Origin of the sequence: Methylobacillus glycogenes JCM 2850 (genome assembly GCF_000617925.1) — a bacterium.
In the GTDB taxonomy this organism is placed as follows: domain Bacteria; phylum Pseudomonadota; class Gammaproteobacteria; order Burkholderiales; family Methylophilaceae; genus Methylobacillus; species Methylobacillus glycogenes.
Window position 1 is genome coordinate 14,991 of the sequence record NZ_BAMT01000007.1, and the last position, 25,541, is coordinate 40,531.

22 protein-coding genes and 4 pseudogenes are annotated in these 25,541 nt (G+C 52.2%); 19 read left to right on the forward strand and 7 right to left on the reverse strand.

Annotation, left to right across the window (positions count from 1 at the left end; translation table 11 throughout):
* Positions 1-27 precede the first annotated feature (27 nt).
* Positions 28-1,002: a LysR family transcriptional regulator gene (locus JCM2850_RS10420; RefSeq protein ID WP_025871701.1), complete on the reverse strand. Its 975-nt coding sequence runs from the start codon at positions 1,000-1,002 to the stop codon at positions 28-30.
* Between the two features lie 150 nt (positions 1,003-1,152).
* On the opposite strand from JCM2850_RS10420, the gene JCM2850_RS10425 reads away from it, so the two are divergent.
* The 4 genes from JCM2850_RS10425 (at position 1,153) to JCM2850_RS20530 (ending at position 4,565) form a co-directional block, all read left to right on the forward strand.
* The gene (locus JCM2850_RS10425) at positions 1,153-1,407 is read left to right on the forward strand and encodes a DUF2798 domain-containing protein (protein WP_025871702.1); all 255 of its coding nucleotides are present in this window, start codon (positions 1,153-1,155) and stop codon (positions 1,405-1,407) included.
* A 251-nt stretch (positions 1,408-1,658) separates the two neighbouring features.
* A complete protein-coding gene (locus JCM2850_RS10430) occupies positions 1,659-2,141 on the forward strand; it encodes an SRPBCC family protein (RefSeq protein WP_025871704.1) in 483 nt (160 codons plus the stop codon).
* 193 nt (positions 2,142-2,334) lie between these two features.
* On the forward strand, positions 2,335-4,197 hold the full coding sequence (locus JCM2850_RS18585; protein WP_051525367.1) for a glycoside hydrolase family 2 protein: 1,863 nt from the start codon (positions 2,335-2,337) through the stop codon (positions 4,195-4,197).
* A complete protein-coding gene (locus JCM2850_RS20530; RefSeq protein WP_159105155.1) occupies positions 4,104-4,565 on the forward strand; it encodes a hypothetical protein in 462 nt (153 codons plus the stop codon). The genes JCM2850_RS18585 and JCM2850_RS20530 overlap by 94 nt, the downstream gene beginning before the upstream one ends.
* Positions 4,566-4,640: 75 nt before the next feature.
* On the opposite strand, the gene JCM2850_RS20535 is transcribed toward JCM2850_RS20530, so the two are convergent.
* From JCM2850_RS20535 to dnaA, 4 genes and pseudogenes are all read right to left on the reverse strand, one after another.
* Positions 4,641-6,041: a diguanylate cyclase domain-containing protein gene (locus JCM2850_RS20535; protein ID WP_159105156.1), complete on the reverse strand. Its 1,401-nt coding sequence runs from the start codon at positions 6,039-6,041 to the stop codon at positions 4,641-4,643.
* Positions 6,042-6,267: 226 nt separating this feature from the next.
* Complete coding sequence (gene gyrB / locus JCM2850_RS10450; RefSeq protein ID WP_025871708.1) at positions 6,268-8,664, reverse strand: DNA topoisomerase (ATP-hydrolyzing) subunit B; 2,397 nt, start codon at positions 8,662-8,664, stop codon at positions 6,268-6,270.
* A gap of 50 nt (positions 8,665-8,714) precedes the next feature.
* A complete protein-coding gene (dnaN, locus tag JCM2850_RS10455; RefSeq protein ID WP_025871710.1) occupies positions 8,715-9,815 on the reverse strand; it encodes a DNA polymerase III subunit beta in 1,101 nt (366 codons plus the stop codon).
* Between the two features lie 266 nt (positions 9,816-10,081).
* Positions 10,082-11,511, reverse strand: a pseudogene (gene dnaA / locus JCM2850_RS18595) (chromosomal replication initiator protein DnaA).
* Between the two features lie 279 nt (positions 11,512-11,790).
* On the opposite strand from dnaA, the gene rpmH reads away from it, so the two are divergent.
* From rpmH to mnmE, 5 genes are read left to right on the forward strand one after another with little or no spacing between them, the layout of a single operon-like run.
* Complete coding sequence (gene rpmH, locus JCM2850_RS21045) at positions 11,791-11,925, forward strand: 50S ribosomal protein L34 (RefSeq protein WP_045751845.1); 135 nt, start codon at positions 11,791-11,793, stop codon at positions 11,923-11,925.
* A gap of 50 nt (positions 11,926-11,975) precedes the next feature.
* Positions 11,976-12,419 carry a ribonuclease P protein component gene (gene rnpA / locus JCM2850_RS18600; RefSeq protein ID WP_051525369.1) on the forward strand — a complete coding sequence of 148 codons (444 nt, stop codon included), beginning with the start codon at positions 11,976-11,978 and terminating at the stop codon, positions 12,417-12,419.
* Positions 12,416-12,634 (forward strand): membrane protein insertion efficiency factor YidD, encoded by a 219-nt coding sequence (gene yidD, locus JCM2850_RS21050; RefSeq protein ID WP_081775028.1) that lies wholly within the window; start codon positions 12,416-12,418, stop codon positions 12,632-12,634. The genes rnpA and yidD overlap by 4 nt, the downstream gene beginning before the upstream one ends.
* Before the next feature lie 32 nt (positions 12,635-12,666).
* Complete coding sequence (yidC, locus tag JCM2850_RS10475; protein WP_025871713.1) at positions 12,667-14,325, forward strand: membrane protein insertase YidC; 1,659 nt, start codon at positions 12,667-12,669, stop codon at positions 14,323-14,325.
* Entirely contained in the window at positions 14,312-15,652 is a 1,341-nt protein-coding gene (gene mnmE / locus JCM2850_RS10480) for a tRNA uridine-5-carboxymethylaminomethyl(34) synthesis GTPase MnmE (protein ID WP_025871715.1), read from the forward strand. Before yidC ends, mnmE begins: the two co-directional genes overlap by 14 nt.
* 81 nt (positions 15,653-15,733) lie before the next feature.
* Here the strand turns inward: mnmE and JCM2850_RS23445 are convergent, their stop codons facing one another.
* The gene (locus tag JCM2850_RS23445) at positions 15,734-15,871 is read right to left on the reverse strand and encodes an FxDxF family PEP-CTERM protein (protein WP_088177754.1); all 138 of its coding nucleotides are present in this window, start codon (positions 15,869-15,871) and stop codon (positions 15,734-15,736) included.
* A 41-nt stretch (positions 15,872-15,912) separates the two neighbouring features.
* Complete coding sequence (locus tag JCM2850_RS18605; RefSeq protein ID WP_088177755.1) at positions 15,913-16,755, reverse strand: choice-of-anchor A family protein; 843 nt, start codon at positions 16,753-16,755, stop codon at positions 15,913-15,915.
* Positions 16,756-17,058: 303 nt separating this feature from the next.
* Here JCM2850_RS18605 and mnmG point away from each other — a divergent pair.
* From mnmG to atpA, 10 genes and pseudogenes are all read left to right on the forward strand, one after another.
* Positions 17,059-18,953: pseudogene (mnmG, locus tag JCM2850_RS18610) on the forward strand (tRNA uridine-5-carboxymethylaminomethyl(34) synthesis enzyme MnmG).
* A complete protein-coding gene (rsmG, locus tag JCM2850_RS10495) occupies positions 18,950-19,576 on the forward strand; it encodes a 16S rRNA (guanine(527)-N(7))-methyltransferase RsmG (RefSeq protein ID WP_025871717.1) in 627 nt (208 codons plus the stop codon). Before mnmG ends, rsmG begins: the two are co-directional and overlap by 4 nt.
* A 28-nt stretch (positions 19,577-19,604) precedes the next feature.
* Positions 19,605-20,392 (forward strand): annotated as a pseudogene (locus tag JCM2850_RS18615) (ParA family protein).
* A gap of 8 nt (positions 20,393-20,400) precedes the next feature.
* Entirely contained in the window at positions 20,401-21,255 is an 855-nt protein-coding gene (locus JCM2850_RS10505; protein WP_025871719.1) for a ParB/RepB/Spo0J family partition protein, read from the forward strand.
* A 115-nt stretch (positions 21,256-21,370) separates the two neighbouring features.
* The gene (locus tag JCM2850_RS10510) at positions 21,371-21,757 is read left to right on the forward strand and encodes an ATP synthase subunit I (protein ID WP_025871720.1); all 387 of its coding nucleotides are present in this window, start codon (positions 21,371-21,373) and stop codon (positions 21,755-21,757) included.
* A gap of 11 nt (positions 21,758-21,768) precedes the next feature.
* Positions 21,769-22,575, forward strand: coding sequence for a F0F1 ATP synthase subunit A (gene atpB, locus JCM2850_RS10515; RefSeq protein WP_025871722.1), 807 nt, complete (start codon positions 21,769-21,771; stop codon positions 22,573-22,575).
* Positions 22,576-22,617: 42 nt separating this feature from the next.
* Positions 22,618-22,890, forward strand: coding sequence for a F0F1 ATP synthase subunit C (gene atpE / locus JCM2850_RS10520; protein ID WP_025871724.1), 273 nt, complete (start codon positions 22,618-22,620; stop codon positions 22,888-22,890).
* Positions 22,891-22,957: 67 nt separating this feature from the next.
* Entirely contained in the window at positions 22,958-23,428 is a 471-nt protein-coding gene (locus JCM2850_RS10525; protein ID WP_025871726.1) for a F0F1 ATP synthase subunit B, read from the forward strand.
* A gap of 19 nt (positions 23,429-23,447) precedes the next feature.
* Positions 23,448-23,983: pseudogene (locus JCM2850_RS18620) on the forward strand (F0F1 ATP synthase subunit delta).
* A gap of 9 nt (positions 23,984-23,992) precedes the next feature.
* On the forward strand, positions 23,993-25,534 hold the full coding sequence (atpA, locus tag JCM2850_RS10535; RefSeq protein WP_025871728.1) for a F0F1 ATP synthase subunit alpha: 1,542 nt from the start codon (positions 23,993-23,995) through the stop codon (positions 25,532-25,534).
* Positions 25,535-25,541: the final 7 nt, after the last annotated feature.

The window sequence follows — 25,541 nt, forward strand, 5'->3', positions numbered from 1 at the left end:
TCCCTACGTTATCACCTAGCGTCCAGACTAGGTTTTCCATTCCTCAGGAATACTCGCCACCAGAAAATCCAGCAAGCGTCTGAGCTTGGCACTGGTGGCATGGCGGTCGCGGTAGCAGGCATAAAAATCCAGTGGTTCAATTTCTATATTGCTTTGTGCCTGTTCTTGCGCGGCTACCTTTTGAATTGTGGATTCAGAACCTGTGGTTTCAAAATCTACAGGTTCAAACAAAGCCTGCAACTGCCCGCTGGCAATCAGCGGATCAGCCGCAAATGCGCCTATACGCCCTATGCCCGCCCCAGCGGCCGCCATCAAGGCCAGGCTATCAATATCATTGCTGACCAGGGTGACATTGAGCTTGGGCTCAAAGCGCAGGCCGTCGCGTATAAATACCCAATCCAGCAGCCTGCCATCATTGGGCACACGGAACAGCAGACATTGATGATGCACCAGCTCTTCAGGCTGTTGCGGCCTACCATGGGCCGCCAGATAGGCGGGTGAAGCGCAGCAGCGCAAGGGCACTCTGGCGATGCGGCGCGCAATCAGCCCTGGCTCCAGTTGCTGCGGAAAACGGATGCTGAGATCAATATCCTCGCGTATATGATCGACATTGTGGTCTGCCAGCACCAACTCCAGCCGCAGTTGCGGATGCTGCTGCGCAAACTCGGCTATCCTCGGGGCCAGCACATGGCGGCCAAACGCGGCCGAGCTGGCAACACGCAGCTTGCCCGTCAGCGCCTCTCCCTCATGCGCCAGGGCATCGTGCGCATCTGCCAGCGCCTGTACCACGCCCTGCACATGCTGAAAGTAAGCCTGGCCCTGCTCGGTGAGGGCCAAACGCCGCGTGGTACGCAACAGCAAACGGCTGCCTAGCTGCTGCTCCAGCCTGGCAATATTCTGGCTGGCCGCGGCCGCGGATATGCCCAGCCTGCGCGCGCCTGCCGCAATGCTGCCCTCCTCTACCGCGCGCACAAAACTGCTGATGCCTTTTAGGGTATCCATAATGCGATATCTATAGTTAATCCATTGAATAATGATTTGGATTCGTAAGTTTTACTTAATTATATGCTTAGTTTGCGCTGGCTAGTGTCTGCCAGCCTGGGCAGGTACATTGCATGAACTTTGATGACGCTTAGATGAGGAGCCGTGTTTATGCCATCCCCTACCCATTTCAACCTGGGCATTCCACAACGTTATACCGCTGTGGTATTTGCCTTTTTCATGGCCGGCATCATGGCGTTTCTGATGTCCATGGTGATTGTTGCCGCGAATAGTGGCCTGGGCCTGGGCTATGCACAGCGGGTGCTGCACGCTTACCAGCTGGCCATGCCTGTGGCGTTTGTCTGCGTCATGCTGGTGCGGCCTATAGTGATCAAGTTGGTAGCCCTGAGTATAAAACCCAGCTGAGTCGCTCACCTAGCGGGCTTTGCTCAGCATTTACTTTGTCCGACAGCCTTATAGGAAGGCTGCTTATTTCTCTAAACGCTGAGCCCGCCTAGTATTTTCACTGTAGCGACATGCATGATGAATTAGGCACAGGGATTTGAATACCAGATCCTCTTGAGATTTTTGGCATATCAATTCCTGCTGATCTACTTATCAAAAATCCAATTAGCTAGAATTATTCAGCTACATCTATTTCCCAATAGGAGGGCGCGATGTCATTGATAGAGAAATCCATACAATTGAATGTCCCCGCCACAGTGGCATATCAGCAATGGACGCAGTTTGAGGAGTTTCCTCAGTTCATGGAAGGTGTTGAGCAAGTGACTCAGCTTGACGATACGCATCTGCACTGGCGTGCCGAAGTGGCAGGCAAGCAAAAGGAATGGGATGCCGAGATTACCGAGCAGATTCCCGACAAACGCATAGCCTGGCATAGTATTTCCGGTGCCAGAAACGCGGGTGTGGTAACTTTCCATCACATTGATCAATCCACCTCCCGCATTATGCTGCAGATGGATTACGAGCCCGATGGCTTTATTGAAACCACAGGCGATGCCTTGGGTCTACTTAGCCACAGGGTCAAGGGTGATCTGGAACGCTTCAAGGAATTTCTGGAATCCCGTGGCCAAGCCACTGGCACCTGGAATGGTGAGGTGGAACAAGGCAGCCACCAGGTCAAACCCGGCCGCCACTAGGTTTTATCCTCTACAATGATTGTCATCATAGGAGAACATCATGAGACTATTGATCAAGACCCTGATTGCTGGCTATATCGCCAAGCGCATCACCAACTATTTGCTCAACCACGACAGAAAATCCAAGCCTGTTGAAAGTTGACGCCAAGCCGGGCTTGCCCGGCTTTGTTATTTCTACTGTTTGAGAATGTCTATGCCCCTGATCAAGCCCTTGTTCAACCTTTGCCTTGCCCTGCTGGCATGCACTAGCCTAGCGATCTCTCTGACACAGCTTGCGCATGCAGCCACTGCCAAAGATATGCGTTTCCCCCTCAATGGCAGTTGGCAGTTTCTACCCACTTCAGGGGTCAAGCCTGGGCCTGAACTGAGCGCCCCTAGCAAGGGCTGGCGCAATATCAAGGTGCCGGATAACTGGTATCGCCAGGGCTACGATATTCATGGACAGGCCTGGTATCAAACCAATTTTGTACTGCCCAAGGCCCATGAAAAGCATATGGCGCACTTGGTATTTCAGGGTGTGGATTATGAGGCCGATGTCTGGCTCAATGGACATTACCTCGGCCATCACACTGGCTATTTTCAGGCGTTTGAATTCGAGGTCAGTCCGCATTTGCGCGCAGGCAGCAATGTATTAACCGTACTGGTCAACAGCCCGCTAGAGGCGGAACAGGACTGGTCTTTGCACAAGCGCCTGATCAAGGGCATATTCAGTCACCATGACACCAGGCCAGGCGGCGCCTGGTCCAAGCGCGGGCAGGAAAAGAATACGGGCGGTATTTGGGCACCAGTGCAGCTGGAGTTTTCCGAGCGCGTGGCGCTGCGCGAACTTGCGGTCACCCCGCTCAAGCAAGAGAGCAAACCCGGCCAGCCTACACGCTGGAATATTGAAACCAGTGCTGCCCTCACCGTGGCCCAGGATGTTTCACATGAAACACCGCTACAGCTGGAAGCCACGATTCGCCCGGAAAACTTCCAGGGTAAAACGCTGCAATTCAGCCAGCCATTGAAACTGGATCAATCTGCACTCAAACTCAGCCTGCCCATGAGCGACCCTGAGCTTTGGTGGCCACGTGAATACGGCAAGCCCAATCTTTACCGCCTGGCATTAAGCATCAAGGATGGTCAGGGCAAGCTGCTGGAGCAGCGCGAGCAGGTGTTTGGCGTGCGTGAGGTCAAGGTCAATGCTGGCTTGCAGTGGCATATCAATGGCAAGCGCATGTTCTTACGCGGCACCAATTACATCGCCAGCCAATGGCTGGCGGAGATGAACCCACAACGCTATGCGCAAGACCTGCGCATGATGCAGCAGGCCAATATCAATGCGGTACGGGTACACGCCCATGTCACGGGCAGGGAGTTTTATGAGGCTTGTGACCGCATGGGCATGCTGGTGACACAGGATTTCCCGCTGCTGTGGGGGTATAGCGATGCACCGGAGTTTATTGCTGAAGCCAGGGCCCAGGCCAAGGATATGCTCACATCCTTAAACCAGCACCCTTCCATTATCTCCTGGACCCTGCATAACGAACCACCCTGGGATTCGCCCTGGATGGCGCAGAAGTACCCGGACTATCAGCCTGATATCAACCGCCAGCTGGATGAATTGCTCTATGCCGATATCAGCAAGCTGGAAACCCTGCGCGTAGTGCGCAAGGAATCTGCCACCAAGGAGCATGAATGGATGGCTGGTATTTCGACAACTGGCAATCCTTTGCGCGGCCTGCACCCTTCCCATGGAGTACCGAGTTTGGTGCACAGGCCCTGCCCGCCCTCAAGAGCTTGCGCCGCATGTTCAGTGCCGATCAGCTATGGCCAGATACTGAAGCCAAGTGGCAGCTGTGGGAATATCACAACTTCCAGCGCAGAGAGAGCTTTGAGCTGGCGGGTATCAAGCAAGGTGAAAATATCGAGGAATTTATCGCCAACACCCAGCACTACCAGGCACGCCTGCTGCAATTTGCCGTGGAAAACTACAGACGCCAGCGTTACCAGCCTAGCTCAGCCGTGTTCCAGTTTATGTTTGTGGAAAACTGGCCATCCATCAACTGGGGCATAGTCGATTACTGGCGTGAGCCCAAGGCTGGATATGCCGCCTTGAAACAGGCTTACCAGCCTATATTACCCAGCCTCGAATGGCAGCAGGATGAATACAAAGTAGGTGCCAACCCACGCATAGGGCTATGGGCTATCAATGACACCTGGCAAGGCTTTGAGCATGCGCGTTATTTAGTTACTCTCAGCCATGAAGGCAAGGCTACCGACAAGCTGGATCTGCCCTTGGAAATGCTGCCTGACTCTGGCTATAAACTGCGCGATTACCCGCTACCTGCGCTGCAAGCCGGGCGCTACGCGCTAGAGGCCGAGATTGTCAGTAGCGCAGGCAAAAGCATGGGCAAGAATGTCTATCGCTTTACGGTGAAATAAGTAGGCAAGCTGAGGCTTTCAGACATGCCTCAGCAGTGCGCAGCGCTCAAGCGCTGCTAAGCACGATAACAAAGCCTAGCGCGGCTGTTTTTCCAGATGATCGGAAACCAGCTCGGCAAACACATGCATCATGGAAATATCGCGTGTGTTCAGCGATTGATCCGCGCTATAGCTGAAACAGCAGAAAGTGCCATAGACATCACCATTGCTGAGACGTATGGGCACACTCATATGCGCACGCACGGGCAGCGCCACGGTGACAGGCAAGGTCAAGGCTTCTGCGTTTTCAAAGGCATCGGCGATGAGTTCTGGCAAACGTCCATCCACCACGCGCTGGCAATAACTTTCCTCCAGCGGCCCGCTATCGCCTACCTGTATAGGCGTTTGCTCGTGCTTGGCGTCTATCACCTCAAACTCGCGCACCCCATCATGAAAACGCGAGATAAAGGCCACATCCATATCCAGGTGGCGGCGTATAGACCCCAGCGTGCGTTGCAGAAAATCGCCGCCATGATGCTGGCCTATGCCCAGCATTTCTCTGGCCACGCTAACGCCATCGGCAGGGATAACGCTAGGCTCTGCTTCCAGAGATTCATCGCTGAGTATCTTGAAGGTGTTACGCCCGGCATGCTTGGCCTTGTACATGGCCTTGTCCGCCAGGGCGATCAGCGCCTTGGGTTCCAGCTCGCCACCGCTGTAGAGCGCCAGGCCTATGCTAGGGGTAATCTTCTTGTTGTCATCATTCAGCCAGCGATTGCTACGCACCGCCTGCAACAATGAATTGGAAAGCTTGATGGCGTTATCGTACAAGCCTATGCCTTCGAGTATGACCACAAACTCATCGCCGCCCAGACGGGCGATAAAATCCGTCTGGCGCAAGGTAGCGCGCAGTAATTCGGAAAATTCCTTGAGCAGTTGATCGCCTGCTTCATGCCCCAGATGATCGTTAATGCTTTTGAAGTGATCTATATCCAGATACATCAAGCCCATGTTTTCCAGGCTGCGCCTGGATCTGGCCATGGCTTCGGGTAAACGGCTATTGAAGGCGGCGCGGTTGGCCAATCCGGTCAGGGGGTCAGTGGAAGCCAGTTCCAGCAGGCGTTGCTCTGAGGATTTACGTACGGAAATATCGTGGAAAAACACATAATGTTCGCGCGCACCTGCCTGCAAAATCTGCGTCACCGTGATTTCCACCGGGAACTGCCTGCCATGCAGATCAGCTACCGTAATCTCGGCTCTGTGCTGTTCCAGGCTATCGTAGGCATCAGGGTAATAGGCCATCACCTCATCAGACCCCACCACCACGCTAAGCTTCTGCCCCAGCGCTTCGGCCCTGGCATAGCCAAACATGCGCTCAGCCTCGCGGTTCCACTCTATCACCTGCCCGGCCGCATCCACGCCCACTATCGCGTAGAACGCGTTCTCAAAGATACTTTGAAATCGTAAACCTTGCCCTACACCAGCATTTTGGTACATACCCATAACCCCTGGAACCCAATCAGCAAATGTCTATGCTCTGAATCGCAAGCAGGGTTTAGTGTAGGCAGGTAACCAAGGTTTGTCATTAATTCAGACACAATTAGCGAAAAAATCCTGATATATGATAAAAACGATACAGTTATAAGGCATAGCTGATGCTGTTTCTGCCAATAAAAAAGGAGCTGTAAGCCCCTTTTTCTTGATGCCTGCTGCTTAAACCTGCTTAAACATCCAGGTTATTCACACCCAAGGCATTGCCTTCAATAAAGGCACGGCGTGGCTCTACCTGGTCGCCCATCAAGGTGGTAAAGATTTCATCCGCAGCAATTGCGTCATCAATCTGCACCTTGAGCAAGCGGCGCACGGTGGGGTCCATGGTGGTTTCCCACAGCTGTTCCGGGTTCATCTCGCCCAGACCTTTATAGCGCTGGATATTGAGACCATGTCTGGCTTCGCCCATCAACCAGTCCAGCGCAGCCTTGAAGTTGGCAACTGGCTGTTCTTTCTCGCCACGCTTGATAGTGGCACCTGGGCCTACCAAGCCTTCCAATACCAAGGAAGTCTGCAGGATTTGCTGGTAATCGCCACTGGCGAGGAAATCGGTATCCAGCACGCAGGATTGCAGATTGCCGTGGACATATTTGTTCACCGCCAGGCGATAGCTATTGGTTTCCTGATTGTGCGCCACGATGACTTCACTGCCAGTATGGCCTAGCAAGACGCGTAGTTTTTCTGCGGCAGCATTGGCATCCGCCTCGGTTTCCAGTGCAATCTTGCCCTGTACCAGCAAGGCGCGCAGTATGCTTTCGTCATAGAGCGGGCTCAGCCTGCGAATAATCGCTTCGGTCAGCACCATTTGCTTGGCAATGGCGGCAAGCGCATCGCCACTAATGCTTTCGCCATCGGTATGCTTGAGCAGTTCCGCACCCTTGAGCGCGGATTGCAGCAGGTATTGATCCATTTCCTGCTCGTCCTTGAGGTAGCGCTCATCCCTGCCCTGCTTGACCTTGTACAAAGGCGGCTGGGCAATGTAGATATGACCACGTTCAACCAAATCACCCATCTGGCGATAGAAGAAGGTCAGCAACAAGGTACGGATGTGGGCACCGTCAACGTCCGCATCGGTCATGATGATGATGCGGTGATAACGCAGCTTTTCAGCGCTGAAATCATCCTTGCCTATGCCGGTACCCAGGGCGGTAATCAGCGTGGCAATTTCCTGCGAGGACAATAGCTTGTCAAAGCGGGCTTTTTCCACGTTCAGGATTTTACCCTTGAGCGGCAGAATGGCCTGGAACTTACGGTCACGGCCCTGCTTGGCTGAACCACCCGCAGAATCACCCTCCACCAGGTAAAGCTCGCACAGCGAAGGATCTTTTTCCTGGCAATCGGCCAGCTTACCGGGCAGGCCCATGGTGTCCATGGCGCCCTTGCGGCGTGTCATTTCGCGGGCTTTACGTGCGGCATCGCGAGCACGCGCGGCTTCGATAATCTTGCCGCAAATAATCTTGGCTTCGTTGGGGTTTTCCAGCAGAAACTCGGCAAGCTTGGCGGAAACTACTTCCTGCACCACAGGCTGCACTTCGCTGGAAACCAGTTTGTCCTTGGTTTGCGAGGAGAACTTGGGCTCAGGCACCTTGACCGAGAGTACACAGGTCAGACCTTCGCGCATATCGTCGCCACTGGTGTCTATCTTGGCTTTTTTCGCCAGTTCGTTCTGCTCTATGTAGCTGTTAAGCGTACGCGTCATGGCAGAGCGCAGGCCTGTGAGGTGGGTACCACCGTCACGCTGCGGAATGTTATTGGTGAAGCATTGCACGGTTTCGCTGTAGGAGTCGTTCCATTGCATGGAAACTTCCACCGTCATGCCGTCTTTTTCGCCCATGGCGAAGAATGGCTTGGGGTGCAGCACGCTCTTGCTGCGGTTCATGTACTCAACAAAGCCCTTAACGCCGCCGGAGTGCGCAAAATTCTCACTCTTGCCATTGCGCTGATCTATCAGCTCAATTTTGACGCCATTGTTGAGGAAAGACAGCTCACGTATGCGCTTGGCCAGAATTTCAAAATGGAATTCGACCAGGCCGAAGGTTTCTATGGAAGCGAGGAAATGGACTTCAGTACCTCTACGCTCTGTAGTGCCAGTCACGCCCAACGGTGCCACTGGCACGCCACGGCGGAATTCCATTTGATGCACTTCGCCATTACGGCATATACGCAGACGCAGCCAGTCAGACAAGGCATTAACCACGGAAACACCCACACCATGCAGACCACCAGAAACCTTGTAGGAGTTCTGGTCAAACTTACCGCCTGCATGCAATTCAGTCATCACAATTTCAGCGGCAGAGCGCTTGGGCTCGTGCTTGTCATCTTCCTTAACGCCAGTCGGAATGCCACGACCATTGTCAGAAACGCTGATGGAATTATCCGGATGAATAATCACCTTGATGTCATCACAGTGACCAGCCAGGGCTTCATCAATTGCATTATCCAGAACCTCGAACACCATGTGGTGCAGGCCACTACCGTCAGAGGTATCGCCTATGTACATCCCTGGGCGTTTACGTACGGCATCCAGGCCTTCGAGGATCTTAATACTGTCGGAATTGTAATCAGTCATAGTCCTGTGGTTTCACGTGAAACAATATTTTTTATTACAAAATCAATTACTTAAATGCGCATTGGCATAACAACGTACTTGTAGTCGCTGTCATTTTCAACGGTCACCAGGCAACTGCTGTTGGCATCGGCGAAGGAGAACACCACATTTTCGCTGCCCACATTGTTGAGCACATCGATCATGTAGGTGACGTTGAAACCAATATCCAGGCTGCTGCCTGCATAGTTGATTTCCAGTTCTTCTTCCGCTTCTTCCTGCTCGCTATTGGTGCTGATCAGTTTCAAGCTGTTGTTAGACAGCACCATGCGTATGCCGCGATATTTTTCATTGGAAAGAATCGAGGCGCGTTGCATGGAGAGCAGAATCATCATGCGATCTACAGTGAAACTGTTCTGATGGCCTACCGGGATAACGCGGGTGTAATCGGGGAATTTTCCGTCAATCACCTTTGAAATCAAGCGGATATCACCAAACGCAAAATTTGCCTGACCATTGGCAAGCTCTATTGTGACTTCTTCTTCGCTTTCGTCCAACAGTTTTATCAACTCGATGACAGTTTTGCGCGGCAGGATGATTTCCTGTTTTTCATAACTTGTACTGAGTTCGGTAGAGGTGAAACTGAGACGGTGACCGTCAGTACCCACCACATTGAGGCGATTGCCATTGACTTCAAACAACAGGCCGTTCAGGTAATAGCGGATATCTTGCTGTGCCATGGCGAATTCGACTTGCTTGAACAGACGCTTTAGCGATTTTTGCCCAATTTGTATCGTCGTGCCTGCACTTGCGGCCTTGGTCATCACCGGATAATCGTTGGCAGGCAGGGTTTGCAGGTTGAAACGGCTTTTGCCAGTTTTCACCTGTATGCGGTTTTCCTGGGTTGCCATGGTGATATCGGCGTTTTCTGGCAGAGAGCGACAGATATCCAGCAACTTCTTGGCAGAAACCGTAGTGGAGAGTTCACCACCCACTGCCGTCTGTACCGAGAGCGAGATCTGCATTTCCAGATCTGTGGCGGTGAGTATGATCTTGTCTTGTTTCGCTTCCAACAACAGGTTGGAAAGAATAGGCAAAGTATGACGTCTTTCAACAATACTGCTCACGGAGGAAAGAGGTTTTAGCAGCGTGTCGCGATTGATTTTGATGTTCATATCTTTAAAACCTAAATAGAAAAATATAAATTGATAGTAACAATAATGTCAGAAACTTCTGTTGATAACTCAGTTTTATCGTTTAAATTCAGACTACTACTTCAATCTCAGCATTCTTGAGATTTTAAGATTCTGCTGTGGATAGAATGTTGGCAATTTTCAAGCTCTGGAAAAATCGCGCCTAAACCGCATTTCTATTCACAAGCTATCCATAGCTTTGCATGGTATCGCAAAATGCAATCGCAAATGAGCCTCAGCCATTGCCTTTAATCTCGTATCACCTGTATCAACACCGAGAGATCGCGCCCTACATTAGGATCATTCTGCCGTAATTGCTCTATCTCATCACAGGCATGCATCACTGTGGTGTGATGACGGCTACCAAAGGCTTCACCTATTTCCGGGAAGCTATGATTGGTGAGCTCACGTGCCAAGGCCATGGCGATTTGCCTGGGCCTGGCGAAGTTGCGCGAGCGCTTCTTGCTGTACATCTCGGCAACCTTGATCTTGTAATAGTCAGCCACGGTCTTTTGAATGTTCTCAATCGTGATCTGACGGCCACGCACGGCGATCAAGTCCTTGAGGCTTCTTTGGCCAGGCTGACATCAATGGCATGACCTGTGAAATTGGCCATGGCAATAATACGGTTGAGTGCGCCTTCCAGCTCACGCACGCTAGAGCGCACCTGCTTGCCGATAAAGAAGGCCACATCTTCATCTAGTGTCACGCGCGCGGCTTCAGCCTTCTTCAACAGAATGGCCACGCGCATTTCCAGTTCAGGCGGTTCCACTGCTACGGTCAAACCCCAGCTGAAGCGGGTGCGCAGGCGTTCATCTACGTCAGCGATTTCCTTGGGGTAGGTATCACAGGTAATGATGATCTGCTTCTTGGCTTCAATCAGGGAGTTGAAGGCATAGAAAAACTCTTCCTGCGTGCGGCTCTTTTTGGCAAAGAATTGAATATCGTCGATCAGCAGTAGATCAAGAGAGTGATACTGGCGCTTGAATTCATCAAATGCCTTGTGTTCATAAGCCTTGACCACGTCAGAGACATAGCGCTCTGCATGCAGGTAGCGGATTTTGGCATCCGGGCGCTGGCTTTTCAGATGGTTGCCTATGGCTTGCAGCACATGGGTCTTGCCCAGCCCTACCCCGCCATAGATAAACAAAGGGTTGTAAGCTGTGCCTGGGTTTTCTGCCACTTGAATTGCAGCGGCACGTGCTAATTGGTTGGCCTTACCCGTCACAAAGTTATCAAAGGTAAACGAGGGGTTGAGGCCGCTGGTTTCTACCGCACTCTTGGCTTTCTTCACCACATTGCTGGCAGATTTGGTGCTGACCACGGGTTTGACCACCTTGGCCACTTCAGCCTCAACCTTGGCTGCAGCTGGTGCTGTGCTGACCACAGGCTTGCTGACATGGGCGCTGCTGCTGGGTTTGCTGATGGAGTTTTTATCGCTGGCGTCGTAAAGCGCCAGTTCAATCTGCATGGGTTCGGTGAAGATTTCCTGCGCCAGGTGTTCTATCTTCTGCAGAAACCTGTCCTTGATCCATTGCTGCACAAAGCGATTGGGCGCCAACAGGCGTAACACGCCGTCTTTGGCTTCAAAACGCAGGGGTTTGATCCAGGTGTTGAATTGCTGTGCTGAGAGTTCTGTTTCAAAGCGACCGAGACATTGTGACCAAAAATTTTCCATCGGTTGCCCGGGACTCCCACAGGTAAATACTGATAAATACTAAAGAAGGCGAAAGATCCGGCAGCGTTTATTATGAAATACTGGTGCTGAATGGAAGAGCGCTTAGCCCTTGGCCGGATGGCTGATTTTAGCCTGTTTGCCACAACTTATCCACAGGCCACGCACAATCATTTTCTTCAAGCTGTGCTTTTCCCAAATAAACATTGACATAGGCCTATGTTTTCAGGTTAAATTACGCCCTTTTGATTAGTAACGCATAGAAGTCAACCGGAGATTCTCATGAAACGTACCTACCAGCCTTCGAAAGTTCGTCGCGCTCGCACCCACGGTTTCCTGGTGCGTATGAAGACCCGTGGTGGCCGCGCTGTTATTGCTGCGCGTCGTGCCAAGGGCCGTGCTCGCCTGGCTGTGTAATCAGCCTGTCGCTTGCTAGGGAGTATTCCCTAAGCGACATCAAGAAAGCTATGGTTTTGCCCAGCTATGGTTTTAAGCGCGAGGCAAGATTGTTAAAAACGGATGAATTTTCATCCGTTTTTAATTTCCGCAAGCGCATTTCAGGACGCTATCTGGTCCTGCACTACCAATACACTGATCTCGCACATGCCAGATTGGGCTTGGTGGTGGGCAAGAAAGTCGCCAAACGCGCAGTCGACCGCAACTATATGAAGCGCGTATTGCGTGAGCAGTTCAGGCTCAGCCAGGCTTTATTGCCTGGCCTAGACCTGGTAGCCAGGCCGCAACTGCGTTTTTCCCATGCGCAGTTCGCAGAAATCGAGCAGGAGTTTGCCGGGCTGGTAAAAAAGCTGGGCGATAAACTGCATGCTGAACTGCAGCGCAAGCTGGCCAGTGGTGATATAAGCCCAGACCTTGTGACCCCAGACCCGCTTAATGTGGCAGCAGCGCCATGAATTGGGTCTCGCATTTTTTGCTTGGTCTGATCAAGGTCTACCAATGGACGATAAGTCCTATGCTGGGTCAGCATTGCCGCTTTGCTCCCTCTTGTTCGCAATATGCAGTTGAAGCCATCAAAAAGCACGGGGCATGGCGCGGAAGCTTGTATACAATACGACGTTTGTCCAAATGCCATCCTTGGCATGCGGGCGGTCACGATCCAGTGCCATGAGTGCATGGCCTTAATGATTTGATAAGAGATTTATGGATACCAAACGCCTGATTCTGTTTGTTGTTTTCTCATTTTCCATTCTGATGCTTTGGGATTCGTGGCAGCGCGAACATAAACCAGCTCCTGCCCCTGCGACTGTGGCTCAATCCAGTGAAAACACTGGTGTGCCCCAGGCTGATCTTGCTGATCCTTCCCTCCCTGCTCCAACCACTAACGCTCCTGTTGATCAAAACTTCCGTCTGCAGACTGGTCAGCGTATTGCGGTTGAAACTGACCTTTACAAGGCCAGCATTGATACCACGGGTGGTGATCTGCGCCGTCTGGAGTTGCGCGAGCACAAGGAAGATGAAGATCAGACGCAGAACTATCTGTTGATGGATGATGCTTCCAAGCCCATGTTCTATGTGGCGCAGACTGGTTTTAACAACAAAAACCTGCCCAACCATCACGCTGTTTACACCAGTGAGGCCAGCCAATATCAATTGGCTCCTGGCGCCAACTCGCTGGAAGTGCGCCTGACCTGGAAAGATGACAGCGGCATAGAAGTCGACAAGATTTATACCTTCCACCGCGACAGCTATGCCATCGATGTCAGCTACCAGATTCGCAACAATGGCAGCACCGAGCTTAGCCCTACGGTTTACTACCAGATCGTGCATGACAACCAGTCGCACCAGGGTTCGCGCATGATGCCTACCTTCACTGGCGCGGCTTATTACTCTGAAGCCGACAAGTACAAAAAGCTCAGCTTCTCTGATATGGCTAAATCTGATCTGTCCAAAACCACCAGTGATGGCTGGATAGGCCTGGTGCAGCATTACTTTGTCAGTGCCTGGCTGCCAGCGGATGGGTTGAGCCGCAAGTTCTATTCCTCCAAGCTTTCAGACAAGATTTTTGCCATTGGTAGCCTGAGCAATCTGGGTAATGTGGCACCTGGCAAGACATTGGATGTGAAAGCCAGACTGTACGCAGGCCCGCAAGACCAGAATGAACTCAAGAGTGTGGCTCCTGGCCTTGATCTGACTGTGGATTATGGCTGGCTGACGATTATTGCCTCGCCTTTGTTCTGGATTTTGTCTTCTATCCAGAAGCTGGTGCATAACTGGGGTGTGGCGATTATTCTGCTGACCGTGCTGATCAAGCTGGCGTTTTACCCGCTGTCTGCCGCCAGCTATCGCTCCATGGCCAATATGCGCGAGCTGGCACCACGCTTGCAGCGCCTGAAAGAACAATATGGCGATGACAGGCAAAAACTGCATCAAGCCATGATGGAAATGTACAAGACCGAGAAGATCAACCCCATGGGTGGCTGCTTGCCTATCCTGGTGCAGATTCCGGTATTCATTTCGCTGTACTGGGTGCTGCTGGGCAGTGTGGAAATGCGTCATGCGCCTTTCATGCTGTGGATACAGGACTTGTCCGCGGTTGATCCTTACTACGTGCTGCCTATCTTGATGGGCGCCACCATGATCATCCAGACCAAGCTGAACCCCAAGCCTGCTGATCCTATCCAGGCCAAGGTCATGACCATCATGCCTATCGTCTTCAGCGTGTTCTTCTTCTTCTTCCCTGCTGGTCTGGTGCTGTACTGGTTGGTGAACAACATCCTGTCGATTGCACAGCAATGGCATATCAACCGCAGCACAGAAAAAGCTGCTGCCAGCAAGAAGAAGGGAAATGCACGCCGTTGATACGATAGCCGCCATTGCCACCGCACCTGGTTCCGGTGGCATAGGCGTAGTCCGTGTCTCTGGCCCGCTGGCGGGCCTGGTGGCCGAGTCCATACTTGGTCACTGCCCTGCCCCGCGGCATGCTGCTTATCTGCCTTTCCGTGATTCCGAGCATACCCTGATCGATCAGGGTATTGCCATCTACTACCCCGCTCCACATTCCTACACTGGTGAAAATGTCCTTGAGCTGCAAGCCCATGGTGGCCCTGCGCTCATGCAGATTTTGCTCAAGCAATGCCTGGCCCTGGGTGCACGCCAGGCCGATCCCGGCGAATTCACACGCCGCGCCTACCTTAACGACAAACTGGATTTAGCCCAGGCTGAAGCGGTTGCCGATGTGATCAACGCCGCCACCGAAGCGGCGGCGCGCAGCGCGGTGAAATCCCTGAGCGGGGAATTCTCTGCACGCATCCAGGCCTTGCTGCACAAATTGATCAACCTGCGCTTGTATGTAGAAGCCTGTCTGGATTTTCCGGAAGAGGACATAGACTTTATTACCCAGGGTGGCATCGCCAATAAACTGGCGGATGTAAGCGCGGAATTGCAGCAGGTGTTCAATAATGCGCGTCAGGGCAATTTGTTGCGCGAAGGCATGCAAGTGGTGTTGGTGGGCCAGCCCAATGTGGGTAAATCCAGCCTCATGAACCAACTGGCGGGTGAAGAAGTGGCGATTGTGACCCCCATCGCTGGTACTACGCGCGACACTATTAAAAATGTCATCCAGATCAATGGCATACCTTTGCACATTATTGACACTGCGGGTTTGCGTGAGACGGATGATGAAGTAGAACAGCATGGCATTGCCCGAACATGGCGGGCTCTAGAAACCGCCGGTGTTGCATTATTATTGGTTGATGCAGCTCACGGTATTGGAAATGAAGAAAAATCGATTCTGGCGCGATTGCCAGCGTTTTTGCCAAAAATCTGGGTGCACAATAAAGTGGATGTTGAGGGAATTAGCCCTAAAATCGATTTTATAGATAACAACTGCCATATTTATCTGTCAGCTAAGACGGGTGCTGGCATGGAGTTGCTCACGGCACAACTTTTGGAAATTGCGGGTTGGCAACCCAGTGGTGAAGGTTTATTCATGGCCAGAACCCGACACCTGCATGCACTGGAAGCTGTGAAAACGCATTTGCACACCGCAGCAGAATTAATGCTACAACCCGAATTGCTGGCAGAAGAATTACGTTTGGCGCAAGAGGCGCTGGGTTCTATCACCGGGGAATTTACCGCCGATGATTTGCTGGGTGAGATTTTCAGCCGCTTCTGCATAGGGAAATAAGGATTTAGCTTTAAATCCAAGCACTACAGGCAAGAAAAAGCCCGGTTTTACCGGGCTTTTTCTATGGGCGCTAGCTAGAGATTAGCTACGGCGGCGAGCTACAAAGCCCATCAGAGCCAGGCCAGCCAGCAGCATGGCATAGCTTGAAGGTTCTGGAACTGCAGCAACAGGGATATCACCAAGGAAAGCGAATTGGTGAATCTGGCCACGTTGGGTCAACTTGTTAACAAATACGCTACCTTCGATATCTGCATAATTGGTCAGGTTGCTTTATATGCCAGAACATTGCCACCAAACTGACGACCAAAATCTACGGTTTCAGCATTGTAGAAATTCCAGATCACATTACCTGCAATCTTTTGTGCAGAGCCGCCGAGGAAGTTGGCGCTGATGTCGATATCAACCAGTGCTGCATTGATGATGACAGTAGTGGCGCTACCCAGGTTGAAATCAAACTCACCCTTGCTGAAAATGTTTGCAGCTTCCAGATCGCTCAGATTGAACACAGCCAGGCCATTGGCATCAGCTGTAGCATTGAAAGTGGCCTTGCCACCATTGATGCTGACGCTGCTGGTATTGCTCAGTGTGCTCAGGAAGTTGGAAGTGGTCGACAGCAGGTTGGCAAAGTTGGTGGATTCAGAAGCGCCAACGCTAGCTTGCAAAGTAGCGTTGCTAGTGTAATCCAGTACACGGCCACCGTTGAAATTGATGCCGCTGGTAGCGCCAGCTACATAGGTAGGGCCTTGGAAATTGGTATTACTAGCAGCGCCAAAAATAGCTGAGCTGCCACCATTGATTTCAGTCTGGCTCAGGCTGCCCTTGATCACGGCACCGTTTTGCAACACTCTGGCGTTGGAAATACTGCCCAGTGCTGTCAAGCCAGCGTAGTCAGAAGTTGGCAGTGTGCGGTGTACATATTCGCCACCCACTACGTTGCCACCTGCCCAGGTACGGCCATGCAGGTGTGAGGAAGAGTTGATATCAGTCAGAACAACGGCGTTGAATTGCTGGAATGCTTGATTAGCGGTCAAGCCGGCATGGGCATTGACGCTGAATAACAGAGCTGACGCAATCGCAGTCAGCGCAAATTTGCGTATCATCATTTGAAATCCCCGAAGTAAAGTTAGGTAGTGCGTAATCTGTGCTTAAGCATCTTGTAGCTTTTAATTGCTTGGCAACTGACTCAAATGCTGGGTCAATTGCAATCGTAAAATAGCATAATCATGAATTAAATCTATAGTCCATTTGGGTAGTCCTACAGCATGTTTCACGTGAAACATGGGGCTAGGTATTCGCAGGTATCTTGCCCAAAAACTGCATTGTTTCACGTGGAACATATGGATTAAAGCTAACAGGAAACTACTGAATGCAGTATCATTTCATCTGTTCAAACGAAGCGGTTTTTCATGCAATATCCAGATAAATTTGATGTTATTGTGGTCGGCGGCGGCCATGCGGGAACGGAAGCGGCGTTAGCGAGTGCTCGCATGGGTCAAAAAACCCTCTTGCTCACCCACAATATCGAAACCTTGGGCCAGATGTCCTGCAATCCCTCCATCGGTGGCATAGGCAAAGGCCATTTGGTAAAGGAAGTGGATGCACTGGGTGGTGCCATGGCCGCAGCCACCGATGAAGGTGGCATTCAATTCCGCATACTCAATTCCAGCAAAGGCCCGGCGGTAAGAGCGACTCGCGCCCAGCTGACCGTATTCTCTATAAAGCGGCCATACGCCATAGGCTGGAAAATCAGCCCAATCTCTGGTTGTTCCAGCAAGCGGTGGAAGACATTGTGTTGGATGGTGAGCGCGTCGCGGGTGTAGTGACCCAGATCGGGCTCAAGTTTGAAGCCAAGGCGGTGGTGCTGACGGCAGGGACTTTCCTCGCAGGCTTGGTGCATGTGGGCTTGGCAAATTACCAGGCTGGCCGTGCTGGCGACCCCCCTGCAGTTTCCTTGGCTGCGCGCTTGCGCGAGATAGGTTTGCCTGCTGGCAGGCTGAAGACAGGTACGCCGCCGCGTATTGATGGCCGCAGCATAGACTATAGCGTCATGACTGAGCAGCCTGGTGATACGCCAGTGCCCGTGTTTTCCTTCCTCGGCAATGCGGCGCAACATCCTGCACAGCTGCCCTGCTGGATCACCTTCACCAACGAGAAAACTCACGACATCATACGCAGCGGCCTGGATAGATCGCCCATGTATACCGGGGTGATTGAAGGTGTGGGCCCGCGCTACTGCCCTTCTGTTGAAGACAAGATACACAGGTTTGCCGATAAGGATTCGCACCAGATATTTCTGGAGCCTGAAGGCCTGACCACCCACGAGATTTACCCTAACGGCATCTCTACCAGTTTACCGTTTGATATCCAGTACGCCCTGGTGCGCTCTATCAAGGGTCTGGAAAACGCCCATATCCTCAGGCCGGGTTATGCCATTGAGTATGACTACTATGATCCACGTGGATTGAAAAGCTCACTGGAAACCAAATCTGTGCAAGGCTTATTCTTTGCTGGGCAGATCAACGGTACTACAGGCTATGAAGAAGCCGCTGCACAAGGTTTGCTTGCGGGTGCCAATGCCGCGCTGTACGCACAAGAGAAGGAATCCTGGTGCCCCAGCCGTGATCAGGCTTATCTGGGGGTGTTGGTTGATGACCTGATTACCCAGGGTGTCAGCGAGCCTTATCGCATGTTTACCAGCCGCGCGGAATACCGTTTGATGCTGCGTGAAGACAATGCCGATATGCGCCTAACCGAAGCTGGCCGCAAGCTGGGTCTGGTGGATGATGTGCGTTGGGAAGCTTTTCAGCGCAAGCAGGAAGCCATAGAGCGTGAGCAGCAGCGTTTGCGCCGAACTTTTGTGCACCCCAGCCAAGTGCCAGCCGAAACCTTACAGCAGGTGTTTGGCAAGGTGCTGGAGCGCGAGTACTCCATGTTTGAATTATTGCGCCGTCCGGAAATCAGCTACGAAGCGCTGTTAAGCCTGCCGAATGCAGGGGTGGGTGAAGACGATCCGCAAGTGCGGCAACAACTGGAAATCGCTGCCAAGTATCAGGGCTATATAGATAGGCAAGCGGATGAAATCGAGAAGCTCAAGGGTAGTGAGCAATACCCTCTTCCCGCTAGCTTGGACTATAGCGAAGTGCATGGCTTATCGATTGAAGTGCAGCAAAAGCTGGCCAAGCAACGCCCGGAAACCATAGGCCAGGCTGGTCGTATCTCCGGCGTAACCCCGGCGGCTATCTCTTTGCTGCTGGTGCACCTAAAGCGCAAGTCACGCAAGACCACGGATCAAGTGGCATGAGTTTGCAGCAGAAGCTGGACGCAGGCGTCCGCGAATTAGGGCTGGATATCAATGCTGAGGTTCAGGCCAAGTTGCTGGATTATCTGGCCTTGATTGTTAAATGGAACAAGGTGCACAACCTCACGGCGATCCGTGAGCCCGAGAATATGGTGACGCTGCATCTGCTGGATAGCCTGGCAGTCTTACCTTATATAGAGGGGCAGCGTCTGCTGGATGTAGGCAGTGGTGCAGGCCTGCCCGGCATTGTGCTGGCGATTTGCAGGCCGGATTTGCAAGTGACCACCATAGACGCGGTGCAGAAAAAAGCCAGTTTTATGCGTCAGGCCAAGGCCGAGCTACAAATCGCCAATTTGCAGGTGCAGTCCGGGCGTGTGGAACAGCTCAAGCCTGAGCAGCCGTTTGATATTGTCATCTCGCGCGCATTTTCCGAGCTGGCCTTGTTTATCAAGCTGACCAAACATCTGATTGCAGAAGATGGCGTATGGCTGGCAATGAAGGGTGTGCATCCTGCGGATGAGTTGGCGAAGATAGATTATCAGCCGTCGCGCATAGAAACACTGCGGGTGCCTGGTCTAGATGCCGAGCGGCATCTGGTGTTTCTGCCAGCCGGGCAGCTCAAATGAAAATCAAACAAGTGGGGTGGCTTAAATCATGAGGATTCTGGCAATTACCAATCAAAAAGGTGGCGTCGGCAAGACTACCACCTGCGTCAACCTTGCCGCCAGCCTGGCGGCGACCAAGCGCAAAGTCTTGTTGATAGACCTAGACCTCAGGGCAATGCCACCACGGGCTGTGGCATAGACAAGTCCAGCCTCAAGCTGACGATCTACCACGTCTTGCTGGGTGAGAAATCCTTGCGTGAGGTGATGCAGCGTTCAGAGCAAGGGCGGTTTGATGTTATTCCCGCTAATCGCGAGCTGGCTGGTGCAGAGGTGGAGCTGGTGAATGAGTTTGCGCGTGAGACACGCTTGAAGCAGGCGCTGGCTGAGCTGGATGAAGCTTATGACTATGTGCTGATTGATTGCCCCCCTGCCCTCAACCTCACCACGGTGAATGCCCTCACTGCCGCGCATGCGGTCATGATTCCCATGCAGTGCGAGTATTACGCACTGGAAGGTTTGTCCGATCTGGTCAACACCATCAAGAAGGTACGCGCGCACCTCAACCCCGGTCTGGAGATAGAAGGTCTGCTGCGCACCCTGTTTGATAATCGCAATACCCTGGCGCAGCAAGTCTCGAATGAGCTGGCCCAGCATTTTGGCGACAAGGTCTATCGTACCGTTATCCCACGCAATATCCGTCTGGCAGAAGCGCCCAGCTATGGCGTGCCTGTCTTGTTGCATGACAGCGCATCTAAGGGTGCGCAGGCGTATCTGGCGCTAGCCGGGGAAATCATTAATCGCCACATCATTAATAATCGGCAAGTGGCTGCCAGCTAGGAGTGTCTATGGTGAAGTTGAAGGGATTGGGGCGTGGCTTGGATGCGCTGCTCTCAGGTGATGTGGAAAGTGTGGCAGCCAATGACACACCCAATACATTAAAAGTCAGCCAACTACAGCCGGGCAAGTATCAGCCCCGTACCCAGATGGACCAGGCTTCACTGGCCAGCCTTGCGGATTCCATCCGCGCCCAGGGCATTATGCAGCCTATTCTAGTGCGTGAAGTTGAAGCTGGGCGCTATGAAATTATTGCTGGTGAACGTCGCTGGCGTGCCTCGCAATTGGCGGGCCTGGAAGAAGTGCCGGTGCTGGTACGCGATATTCCTGATGAATCCGCGCTGGCCATGGCCTTGATTGAGAATATTCAGCGTGAAAACCTTAACCCGCTGGAAGAGGCCTTGGGTATACAGCGCCTGATCAATGAATTTGATATGACGCACCAGGCTGCGGCCGATGCTGTTGGCCGCTCACGCAGCGTGGTTACCAATCTGCTTAGATTACAGAATTTGAATCAAAATGTGCAGGATATGCTAATGCAGTCACAGCTAGACATGGGTCATGCTCGTGCCCTGCTCGCCTTGCCTGAAGCAAAACAAATTCTGGCTGCTGAACAAATCGTACAAAAACAACTTTCTGTGAGAGAAGCAGAAAAACTGGTCAAGCAATTGAGTGCTGAGCAAGCGCCCAAGCCCGCCAAAGTGGTAGATAGGGATGTTTTACGTCTGCAAGAAGACCTGTCAGAGCTGCTAGGTGCGGAAGTTGAGATCAGTGCGGGGAGTAAAGGTAAGGGTCAAGTCAGGATTCATTATGCCAATCTTGATCAACTTGACGGTCTTATCCAGCGATTCAAAGGCGCTAACTAGTAATTTCAGCTTGACTTAAGCCTGATTTATCAACAAAATCTCGGGTTTTCACGGGTGGGGCAATTTTGCCCGGTTCGCTTTTGCCCGGGATTTATGAATCAGGGAATACCGCGGCATGGATGAATTACTGGCGAAAATGATTAAGCGACAAGTGCTTGCCACGCTAGTAGTTTCAGTGCTCGCCTTCTTGGTATTAAACCGGTACAACGTTGGTCTGCATGGTGCTTTATCAGCCCTGGCAGGCGGCGGTTCTGCCATCCTTGGCGGCCTGGCTGCCAAGTGGAAGCTGCAAAATAAGACAGCAGTGGTAGGGGCTGGTTCCGTATTGGTCCATATTTTGATTGCCGAGGCCATCAAGATTGCAGTGATTGGTATTTCGCTGCTGCTGGTGTTCAAGTGTTACGAGAAGTTGATCCCGATTGCGCTGATTGCAGGTTTGGCTGCAGCAGCCATCATGTCGGGCGCAGCCATTTTTGCAATTAACGAAAAAAACAACGCTTAGGGTTTGATGTTATGGCGACAGGTCACTTAACTCCTTCTGAATATATCGGTCACCACCTCTCCTTCAACCAAAAGGTTGTCGGTGAAGGCGGTTTCTGGGTACTGAACGTGGACACCCTGGTGATGTCCGCTCTGCTGGGTATCGTGGTATTCGGCCTGCTGTGGTGGGTGGTACGCGGTGCTACAGCTGGTGTGCCAACCAAGCGTCAAGCCTTTGTTGAGCTGTTGGTCGAGTTTATCGACACTCAGGTCAAGAGCATTTTCCACGGCAACCGTCATGTGTTTATTGCCCCACTCGCGCTGACTGTATTTGTCTGGGTGCTGGTGATGAATGCGATGGACTTCCTGCCTATCGACATCATGGCAAACTTTGTCTACGCCAATCTGGGCCTGCATGCCTGGCGTAGTGTCCCGACTTCCGATATCAACGCCACCTTCGCGCTGGCGCTGGCGGTGTGGTTCCTCATGATTTTCTTCAGCATCAAGGTCAAGGGCCTGGGCGGCTGGATTCATGAGCTGTTCTGTTCTCCATTTGGCAGCAACCCGCTGGTTTGGCCTGCCAACTTTGCCTTCAACCTGATTGAGTACATCTCCAAGCCACTTTCGCACTCGCTGCGTCTGTTCGGCAATATGTACGCAGGTGAAATCATTTTCTTGCTGCTCGGTATGTGGGCGGCGACCGGTCTGGCTGGTACTGTTTTCGGTGCTTTGCTGGGTGCGGGTTGGGCGATCTTCCACATTTTGATCGTCTGTCTGCAGGCATTCATTTTCATGATGCTGACGGTTGTCTACATATCCATGGCGCACGAAAGCCACTAATCACTTTTTATCGTTAACTCTCTAAAGCCGAAAGGAAATTAAATGGAGAATTTGCAATTGTTGGCCATGATTCAAGCTTACACCGGTGTTGGTATCGGTTTGATCATCGGTTTGGGTGCAGCTGGTGCCTGTATCGGTATCGGTATCATGTGTGCAAGCTTCCTGGATGGCGCTGCTCGTCAACCAGAAATGATCCCTGCCCTGCAAGGTAAGGTATTCCTGCTGCTGGGTCTGATCGATGCTTCCTTCATTATCGGTGTTGGTCTGGCCATGATGTTCGCATTTGCAAACCCATTGCTGAGCGTAGTTGCTTAAGTAAAGTCGCGTTTTAGTTTAAGTATTTAAGCTTAAAACTGACTAGATTAACGGCTCGGGAGCAAAAATGAATATCAACCTGACACTAATTGCGCAGGCTATCTCATTTGCCATTCTGATCTGGTTTACAACAAAGTTTGTATGGCCATATCTCCTGAATGCGATTGAGACTCGCCAGAAAACCATCGCTGATGGCCTGGCTGCGGCTGAGCGCGGTAAGCAGGAGCTTGAGGTTGCAACTCAGCGTTCGGCTGAAGTTGTCAACGATGCCAAACAAAAAGCAACTTCCATCATTGCGCAGGCTGAAAAGCGTGCCAGCGAAATCGTGGAAGAAGCCAAGGCAAATGCCAAGACCGAGGGTGATCGCATCATCACCGGTGCAAAGGCTGAGATCGATCAAGAAGTCAATCGCGCTAAGGAAGGCTTGCGTCAGCAGGTTTCCACGCTGGCGATTGCTGGTGCAGAGAAGATCCTGCGCAAGGAAATCGATGCCAAGGCACACGCTGACCTGTTGACCAGCATCGCAAACGAGCTCTAGGAAGGATAAGGGGCACGATATGGCTGAAGCGATCACCATTGCAAGACCTTATGCAGTTGCGGTTTACCGCCTGGCTAAGGAAAAGAATGCACTGGCGGACTGGTCACACACGCTCAATCTGGCCGCGGCTATCGCGGCAGATGAGCAGATGCGGGCTTTTATCGACAACCCCAAGGTTGTCGCAGCCGATTTGGAGAGCGTGTTTCTCTCCATCGCCGGAGACAAGCTGAATGATGCAGGTCAGAACCTGATCAAGCTGCTGGTGGAATACGGTCGGCTGGCTATCTTGCCGGAAATTGCTGCGGCGTTTGAAGAGCTCAAGCACAGGACGAAGGTGTCCTGGAAGCCGAGATCACCGCGGCAGCCCAACCTAGCGATGCAGATGTTGCTGCTGTCGTGAAGCGTTTGGAAACCAGGTTCGGCAAGAAGATTGAAGCTAGCGTCAAGGTGGATCCAGAAATTATTGGCGGGATCAAAATTGTAGTCGGCGATACGGTCATTGACGCTTCAGTCCGTGGCCAATTGCAAGAGTTGGCCTACACGCTGAAAGGTTAGGAAAAAGTAATGCAATTATCCACATCAGAAATCAGTGAACTGATTAAGACTAGATTAGAGAATTTCTCCACCAGTGCTGAAGCGCGTACTCAAGGTACCGTGATCTCAGTCACTGATGGTATTGTGCGTATTCACGGGCTGTCGAATGTCATGGCTGGTGAAATGATCGAGTTCCCTGGCAATGTTTATGGCCTGGCATTGAACCTGGAGCGTGACTCCGTGGGTGCCGTGGTGCTGGGTGACTACGAGAAGATCACCGAAGGTGACACTTGCAAGTGCACAGGCAAGATTCTGGAAGTGCCAGTAGGTCCAGAGCTGGTTGGCCGTGTGGTCAATGCCCTGGGTCAGCCTATCGATGGCAAGGGCCCGATCAACGCCAAGCTGACAGACAAGATCGAAAAGGTAGCGCCTGGCGTTATCGCACGTAAGTCTGTTTCCCAGCCTGTACAAACCGGTATCAAGGCGATTGACTCCATGGTGCCAGTTGGCCGTGGTCAGCGCGAACTGATCATTGGTGACCGTCAGACTGGTAAGACTGCTGTTGCGGTTGACACCATCATCAATCAGAAGGGTCAGAACATGACCTGTATCTACGTTGCGATCGGCCAAAAGGCTTCGACTATCGCCAACGTGGTACGCAAGCTGGAAGAGCACGGCGCGCTGGAATACACCATCGTGGTTGCTGCTTCCGCTTCTGATCCTGCTGCGCTGCAATTCCTGGCTCCTTACGCTGGTTGCACCATGGGTGAATACTTCCGTGACCGTGGCCAAGACGCACTGATCATTTACGATGACTTGACCAAGCAAGCTTGGGCTTATCGTCAAATCTCCCTGCTGCTGCGCCGCCCACCAGGCCGCGAAGCTTACCCAGGTGACGTGTTCTACATACACTCCCGTTTGCTTGAGCGTGCAGCTCGCGTGAGCGAAGAGTACGTTGAGAAGTTCACCAACGGTGAAGTGAAGGGCAAGACTGGTTCTCTGACCGCTCTGCCTATCATTGAAACTGCTGCAGGTGACGTTTCCGCCTTCGTTCCGACCAACGTGATTTCGATCACCGACGGTCAGATCTTCCTGGAAACCGACCTGTTCAACGCTGGTATCCGTCCTGCGATCAACGCTGGTATTTCGGTATCTCGTGTTGGTGGCGCTGCGCAAACCAAGGTGATCAAGAAGCTGGGCGGCGGTATTCGTCTGGCACTGGCTCAGTACCGTGAACTGGCTGCGTTCGCGCAGTTCGCTTCCGATCTGGACGAAGTGACCCGCAAGCAGTTGGATCGTGGTCGTCTGGTAACTGAACTGATGAAGCAAGCTCAATACGCTCCTCTGTCCACCTCCGATATGGCGGTGACACTGCTGGCAGCGAACAAGGGTTACTTCGATGACGTTCCGGTTGCTCGCGCACTGGCATTTGAATCTGCCCTGCACTCCTTCCTCAAGTCCAAGTACAAGAACTTGCTGGACAAGATCGACAGCACCAACGACCTCGGCGGTGATGACGAGAAGGCAGTGGAAGCCGCGATTCAAGACTTCAAGGCAACCAACGCTTACTAAGCTCAAG